The following is a 7,926-nucleotide window of genomic DNA, read 5'->3' as shown; positions in this document are numbered from 1 at the left end:
GGCTTTGACGTCGTTATCGACTTTACCGCTGACGGCAATCGTCTGTCCGGATTCAGCCGCGTTGATCACGTTATCGGACGTGACATCGTCAATAGAGATCGAGGCGGTTGGTGCAACGGTATCCACGCCGTAGGCATGAGTGGTATTCGCGGTGGTGACGTTACCTGCGGCGTCACGCGTGGTGACCGTGGCACTCACATCACCATTAGCGGCCAGCACCGATCCCGGTACGTTGACGCTCCAGGTTTTACCATCGGCATTCACTGTCGTCTGGTAGGTCTCGGTGCCGACCTTAACAGTAACTGCATCACCGGCTTTGACGTCGTTATCGACTTTACCGGTGACCGTAATGATCTGGCCGGATTCGCTGGCATTGATCACGTTATCGGACGTGACATCATCAATAGTAATCGAGGCGGTTGGCGCAACCGTATCGACACCATAAGCATGGCTGGTGTTGGCGGTGGTGACGTTACCTGCCGCATCGCGCGTGGTGACGGTCGCACTCACATCGCCATTGGCGGCCAGTACGGAACCGGGAACGTTCACGCTCCAGGTTTTTCCATCCGCATTCACCGTCGTCTGGTAGGTCTCGGAACCCACTTTAACCGTAACTGCATCGCCCGCTTTGACGTCGTTATCCACTTTACCGGTAACGGCAATCGTCTGACCGGATTCGGCCGCGTTAATCACGTTATCCGACGTCACATCGTCAATAGTAATCGAGGCGGTTGGTGCAACGGTATCGACACCGTAGGTATGAGTCGTATTGGCGGTGGTGATATTGCCTGCCGCATCGCGTGTCGTCACGCTGGCAGAGATATCGCCATTCGCCGCCAGCACAGAGCCCGGCACATTGACGCTCCAGGTTTTGCCATCAGCATTCACCGTCGTCTGGTAGGTCTCGGTGCCGACTTTAACGGTAACCGCGTCGCCCGCTTTGACGTCGTGATCAACCTTGCCTGTGACCGCAATGGTCTGGCCGGATTCGCTGGCGTTAATCACGTTATCCGACGTCACATCGTCAATAGTAATCGATGCCGTTGGTGCAACGGTGTCTACACCGTAAGCGTGGCTGGTATTGGCCGTGGTGGTGTTGCCTGCTGCATCGCGCGTGGTGACCGTCGCGCTCACATCGCCGTTGGCGGCTAACAGCGAACCGGGAACGTTCACGCTCCAGGTTTTACCATCCGCATTGACGGTGGTCTGGTAGGTTTCAGTACCGACTTTAACGGTAACCGCATCACCCGCTTTGACGTCGTTATCGACTTTACCGGTGACCGTAATGGTCTGACCGGATTCGGCCGCGTTGATGACGTTATCGGACGTGACGTTATCGATAGAGATCGACGCGGTTGGCGCAACCGTATCGACACCATAAGCGTGGCTGGTATTGGCCGTGGTGGCGTTGCCTGCGGTGTCACGGGTGGTGACGGTAGCACTCACATCACCATTAGCCGCTAGTACAGAGCCGGGAACATTCACGCTCCAGGTTTTACCATCGGCATTCACCGTGGTCTGGTAGGTCTCGGTGCCGACTTTGACGGTAACCGCATCGCCCGCTTTGACGTCGTTATCCACTTTACCGCTGACGGCAATCGTCTGTCCGGATTCAGCCGCGTTAATCACGTTATCGGACGTGACATCATCAATTGAAATTGAGGCAACAGGAGGCAAAGTATCGACCGTTACTGCTTCACTTCCGCCTGTTCCAGGGATGCCTGCGGCATCAGTGTAGCTGCCATCTGGAATGCTGACCCGAACTTCGCCCTCAAAATTTGCGGCAGGCGTTAATGTCGCCGTCCAGCGAGTGGGATCGTTAGGATCCTGCACCAGATTCTTTACTGAGCCGTTTGTTACGGTGATATCAGTAAGGTCAAAACCAACGGGTGGTTTTGTAAAAACGAAACTTATTGTGCCGTCACTGTTTATGACAATGGTGACAGAGGGAGGTGTGGTATCAGTGGTATCCGCGGCGGCAGTCAGCAGCGTGGATGAATCGACCCCATCCAGCACAGATGAGGCTCTGTCAGTAAACGAGACGCCGGCGGTATCATACCCAATCGGGGTAGTAACCACTTCGGCCGTCAAGCTCAAAACGACCGTTGGATTGAAATGCCCGCCGCCGCCGTCACCCGCTTCTCCGGTGTCGTCATTACCTGCGGCAGTGGCTTCCAGCACCTGTGTTGGGTCGGCCCCCTGAGCGATAGCATCTTGTATCGCGGCGACATCATTGGCGACATCTGCACTGCTCTGAGAAGACGCATTGCTGACATCGCTCCAGCGGCTATCACGCCCCAGATCCAATGTTTTGCCATCCGGTAATGTGATTGAAACCGCGCCATTAGCACCGGTCACGACCTCTTCACCGCTGTAAACCCGATCGCCGGCAACCAGCAGTCTCTGGCTTCCATCAAGCGCGACGATAAAAACCTGTCCAATAACGAATTTAATGACGCCAATCACACCGTTCAAAATACTTTCTCCTTGATATCTATAATTATTTTTATAATGTGGCGATATTGCGGCTATAGATTTTTGCTATCATCCTGATAAGGCTGATTTGCTGTGTGTCGTCCTGACATTTTATTAAAAAAAGCGTTACGATAATGTTGTCGTGATGCGTCAAACGCTTGACTCAATGCACGATATAATAAAAAATTCAGAATATTCTTTCCAGAACTTTACTCATTTAGAGTAATCCCTATTTTTTTCGCTCTGGACGATTTAGGAAAAGAAATTAACATATTGATATAAAAGGAATAAAAGCAAATCAATTCGTTAAGCGTTTATATAACACTCAAACACTTTAATAGGAATAATCACAAATAAAGTTTTTGTGAAGGAAAACTGCTGATGATGCGTAGATACTATTTTGCTTTATTACCTTTTATTACCGTTTTTTCCACAGCGACGTATGCCGAGACGATCCAGGAAGCCATTAAAAGCACGCTCTATACCCATCCCGAAGTGAGCGCCTCCATTAACAGTCGTTTTTCTGCCGAGCATGATTTGCGTGCGGCAAAAGGCGGGTATCTTCCCTCCATCACGCTGAGTGCTGGTGTTGGCCGCGAAGAAACTGATAGCCCCTCAACACGAGCCAGCATCAATAAACGCGTTGAACTCAGCCGTCAGGAATCGAGCATCAATCTAAGCCAGACGGTGTTTGACGGTTTCGCCACTTCAAGCGAGGTTGGCAGACAACGCGCCACGGTCAATTCACGCGCCTATAAAGTATTAAATACCAGCGAGTCGACGGCGTTAAATACGGTTCAGGTCTATCTCAATGTTCTGCAACGCCAAGAGTTTGTTCGTCTGGCGGAAGCCAATCTGGCAAGCCACGAGCGTATTTACGATCAAATCAGGCTGCGTAGCGAACAAGGCGTTGGCCGACTGGCCGATTTGGATCAGGCCGAAGCACGTCTTGCGCAAGCGCGTAACAACGTGCTGACAGAACAAACCAATCTGGACGATGCCAAAATCAACTACATGAGCATTGTGGGTAAAGTACCGGATAATTTGGTGATGCCCGATGCTTCTGCGATAAAACTCCCCGCGTCGCTGGAAGAAGCCCAGCGCATCATGCTGGCTAACAGCCCGGCGCTGAAATCCGCAGAGTCAGATATTGAAGCCACGCAGCAGCAATATGAGGCTTCAAAGTCAACGTTTTACCCACGCCTCAACGTTGAACTCTCTCGTACGATGGATAACAACGTTGACGGAACGCGCGGCCAAAACAATGAGTGGCAGGCAATGTTGCGGATGCGCTACAACCTGTATGAAGGCGGTAGCAGCAAGGCCAACATGGAATCAAAAGCTTATCAGGTAAAAGAAGCGCAGGATGTGCGAAATAATGCCCTGCGCCTACTGGGCGAAGAGCTAAAGCTAGCCTGGTCAGCGTTAAACAATTCTCGCCAACAGCTGCCGATCGCTGCTGAATATGCCGACCGCAGTATGAAAGTACGCACTGCCTATCAGAAGCAGTTTGGCCTGGGGGAAAGAACGCTGTTGGACCTGCTGGACAGTGAAAACGAGCTGTTCACCGCACAACGCCGTCTGGTCGAGGTTCGCTTCACCTCCCTCTATACCGAATACCGGATCGCATCACGTATGGGAGAGTTATTACATCGTTTGGCTATCCCAGCCCCTGATGCCGGTACCAGCTTGACAAACGTAACCCCCCTCGCAGAGTTGCCGAGCCTTAATTAATATATTTCATTGGTCAGACGGCGATAAATTATGGTTTATATGCGAGGAATTACGTTGCGTAAGGGAACGTTCCGTTAAATGAAGTTGCATTCAGTACAAGAGACTCAGGGTTCTGATCAATCCGTTGCCCAGGAGTCTATCGTCCATGAACCTACTGTTGTTCATGAATCGACGGCTGTTCAGGGGCCACCTGTCACTCATGAACCCAGCGTTCATGAAAATAATAGTGACCCGCGCAGCCGTCATGATGACCCGTTATTGGATAGCTTATTGATCCTCTGTGCCTTGCAGGGAAAATCAGTCAGCCGTACCACTCTCACCGCAGGGCTTCCCTTAGCCAACCAGCGGTTATCTGTAAAATTGCTTCCGAGAGCCGCTGCGCGCGCTGGGCTTCAAGGGCGCGTTCTCAAGCGTTCTCTGAATAAAATTTCCGAGATGTCACTCCCTGCAATGTTGCTGTTACGAGAGGGACGCGCAGCGATTCTGCTAGGCTGGAATGCTGACGGCAGCGCACGCCTGATGCCCAGCGAAACAGAAGGCGGGGAAATTTCCGTTGAGCACAACACGCTGCAACAGAATTATCTGGGTCTGGTGATGTTCGCCCAGCCTCGTCACCAGTTCGATCTACAAAATCCGTCGCTGATCCCCCGTACCAAATCCTGGTTCAAGGATACGCTTAAGCTTTCACGTTCACTCTATCTCGACGCCATCCTCGCCACGCTGCTGGTGAACATTATCGCGCTTGCTACGCCGTTGTTCGTGATGAATGTCTACGATCGGGTTGTGCCCAATCAGGCAACAGCGACATTGTGGGTGCTGGCTATCGGCGTTACCGGCGCCTTTGTTTTCGATTTGATACTCAAAACGCTGCGCGGCATTTGCCTCGACATGGCGGGCAAAAAAACCGATCTGATTATTTCCGCTACGCTATTTGAACGCATTACCGGTATGTCGATGAAGGCCCGGCCACCACGGGTTGGTAGCTTTGCGCAGAATATTCATGAATTTCAATCGCTCAGAGATTTCCTTTCCTCACTGACGCTAACGACGCTGATCGATTTTCCTTTTACGCTGCTTCTGCTGTTGGTTATCGGCATCATCGGCGGCCCGCTGGTCTGGGTTTCCATTCTTGCCTACCCCGTCGCCCTGTTGGCCAGTTGGGCGATGCAAAAGCCGCTGTCCGCCACTATTGAAAAAACGATGCACCTTGCCAGCGAACGGCAGGCTACGCTGATCGAAACGTTGAGCTGCCTCGATGCAATCAAGGTCAATAACGCGGAAAGTGAACGTCAGCACCAATGGGAACAAACTATTGGCAGCCTGAGCAAACTGGAAATGCGGGCCAAGGCGCTGTCTTCACTGGCGGTAAACCTGACGCAGTGGTTCCAGCAATTTGCCGGCGTTGCCATGATTGTCGTCGGCGTCTACATGCTGATTAACGGTAAGCTCAGTATGGGTGGGCTGATTGCCTGTTACATGCTAAACGGCAGAGCGCTTATGCCGTTGGGTCAACTGTCTGGTCTGGTTAGCCGCTACCAGCAGGCGCGTTTGACGATGCAAACTACCGAACAGATGATGCAGTTGCCGCAGGAGCGTAGCGATAACGAACGTCCGCTGAAGCGCGAGAGCATCCGGGGCGGTATCGAATTTCGCGATGTGACGTTCAATTACCCGGAGCAAAAAACCAGTTCGCTACAAGGCATCAGCCTGACCATCGCTCCCGGTGAAAAAGTGGGCGTTATTGGCCGCAGTGGTTCAGGAAAAAGCTCGCTGCAAAAACTGATAGTGAACCTCTACCAGCCTAATACCGGTAATATTCTGATCGACGGCGTCGATGCCCGTCAGTTGGATGTCAGCGATTTACGCCACAATATCGGCTATGTTCCTCAAGATATTCAGCTGTTTAGTGGTTCACTGCGCAATAACCTGATTAGCGGCGCACGCTATGTCGAAGACGAAGCGATGTTGCGAGCCGCAGAGATTTCAGGAGTGAACGAATTTGCTCGCCTGCACCCGGATGGTTATAACCTTCAGGTTGGTGAACGTGGCCAACAACTCTCCGGCGGGCAGCGTCAGGCTGTCGCGATAGCCAGAGCGCTGTTGCTCGATCCGCCGATTTTGGTGCTGGATGAACCCACCAGTTCGATGGATAACACCAGTGAAGATCGGTTGAAGCAGGCTCTGGCCCCCGTCATTGCGGAGAAAACGCTCTTACTGGTTACCCATCGGGTTTCCATGCTGGCGCTGGTCGATCGTTTAGTGATCGTCGATAAAGGTAAAATTATCGCGGATGGACCGAAAGCGATCGTGATGGATGCGTTGAAGAAGGGGCAGATCAATGCGTCTCGGTAAATATATCAAACGAATCAAACGGTATTTTGTCGGTGGGGATGAGGAAAGCCTGCAAACGATGCCCGAAGTGAGCCGGGCAATGGCCGAGGATTCGCCACGTTCTATTCGCTTCACACTATGGGCTATCGGCGCTTTTTTCCTGTTTTTCATCTTGTGGGCTGGGCTGGCGAATATCGATGAAGTCACCCGGGGTGACGGTAAAGCCATCCCCTCCTCCCGATTGCAAAAAGTCCAAAACCTGGAAGGCGGCATTGTCACGGAAGTGTTCATTCGTGAAGGTCAGGTCGTCAATGCAGGCGATCCTTTGCTGCGCCTTGATGATACGCGTTTTGCTTCCAACGTCGGTGAAACCGAGGCCGATCGGCTTGCACTGCTATCACGCATTGAGCGCCTGAACGCCGAAATCAACGATCGGGAGCTCGTGCTTTCAGAAGAAATTACGACGCAAGCGCCTAAAATCGCGGCAGGCGAAAAAGAGCTGTATAACAGCCGCCGCCAGCAACTCCACAATGAAGTGTCCGGTCTGGAAGAGCAGTTGATCCAGCGTCACCAGGAACTGAGAGATTTCTCTGCCAAGGAAATTCAATTCCGCAATAGTCTGGGCCTGCTCCAACAAGAAATTAAAATGTCAGAACCGCTGATCGCGGAAGGCGCCATTTCTAAAGTAGAAGTTTTACGCCTGCGTCGCGCAGAGGTCGAAACCCGTGGCCAGCTTGATTCCATCAAGCTTTCGATTCCTCGGGCGGAATCTGCGATTAAAGAGAGCGAAAATAAAATAGAGGAAACGCGAAGCCGTTATAAAAGCGAAGCGTTATCTCAGTTAAGTGAAGCACAAACCAACCTGAACAAAATCGAAGCCACGGGTAAAGCACTCGAAGACCGGGTAAACAGAACGCTGGTCGTCTCCCCTGTTCGCGGTATCGTGCAGCAGGTTCTGGTGAATACCATCGGCGGAGTGATTCAACCGGGTAGCGATCTGGTAGAGATTGTGCCACTGGACGACAACCTGCTGGTAGAAGCCAGGATTCGTCCACAGGATATTGCGTTTTTGCACCCAGGTCAGGATGCCGTAATAAAATTAACGGCCTACGACTACACCATCTATGGCGGTTTAAAAGGCCAATTGGAACAAATCAGCCCAGACACCGTAACCGATAAAGAAGGGAACAGCTTTTATATTATTCGTTTACGGACAGATAGGAATTATTTAGGCTCAGCCGATAAACCACTTCTTATCATTCCAGGCATGGTGGCCTCTGTTGATATAATAACGGGAAAGAAAACGATCCTCAGCTATTTGTTAAAGCCGATTATTCGGGCAAAAGCAGAGGCTTTACGAGAAAGATAATAAAAAAGGCGCCCAAC

At 51.7% G+C, this 7,926-nt stretch carries 4 protein-coding genes; 3 read left to right on the top strand and 1 reads right to left on the bottom strand.

Going from position 1 to position 7,926, the window contains the following annotated elements:
- On the bottom strand, positions 1-2,466 hold a 2,466-nt coding region (locus WCT94_RS18200), incomplete at its 3' end, for a retention module-containing protein (protein WP_336870871.1).
- 390 nt (positions 2,467-2,856) lie between these two features.
- On the opposite strand from WCT94_RS18200, the gene WCT94_RS18195 reads away from it, so the two are divergent.
- The 3 genes from WCT94_RS18195 to WCT94_RS18185 all read left to right on the top strand — a co-directional run bounded on the left by WCT94_RS18195 (position 2,857) and on the right by WCT94_RS18185 (position 7,909).
- On the top strand, positions 2,857-4,209 hold the full coding sequence (locus WCT94_RS18195; protein ID WP_336870863.1) for a TolC family outer membrane protein: 1,353 nt from the start codon (positions 2,857-2,859) through the stop codon (positions 4,207-4,209).
- Between the two features lie 78 nt (positions 4,210-4,287).
- Positions 4,288-6,561: a type I secretion system permease/ATPase gene (locus tag WCT94_RS18190; RefSeq protein ID WP_336870862.1), complete on the top strand. Its 2,274-nt coding sequence runs from the start codon at positions 4,288-4,290 to the stop codon at positions 6,559-6,561.
- Positions 6,548-7,909, top strand: coding sequence for an HlyD family type I secretion periplasmic adaptor subunit (locus WCT94_RS18185; RefSeq protein WP_336870860.1), 1,362 nt, complete (start codon positions 6,548-6,550; stop codon positions 7,907-7,909). The genes WCT94_RS18190 and WCT94_RS18185 overlap by 14 nt, the downstream gene beginning before the upstream one ends.
- The last annotated feature ends 17 nt before the right edge of the window (positions 7,910-7,926 follow it).

It is taken from the genome of Pectobacterium sp. 1950-15, from assembly GCF_037136835.1.
Lineage (GTDB): Bacteria > Pseudomonadota > Gammaproteobacteria > Enterobacterales > Enterobacteriaceae > Pectobacterium.
The sequence above is the reverse complement of the archived record's forward strand: the minus strand, read 5'-3'. Positions and strand labels throughout refer to the sequence as shown.

Coding starts and splice junctions, on each gene's coding strand:
- WCT94_RS18195 (WP_336870863.1), top strand. CDS start 2,857: ATGATGCGTAGATACTATTTTGCTTTATTACCTTTTATTACCGTTTTT.
- WCT94_RS18185 (WP_336870860.1), top strand. CDS start 6,548: ATGCGTCTCGGTAAATATATCAAACGAATCAAACGGTATTTTGTCGGT.
- WCT94_RS18190 (WP_336870862.1), top strand. CDS start 4,288: ATGAAGTTGCATTCAGTACAAGAGACTCAGGGTTCTGATCAATCCGTT.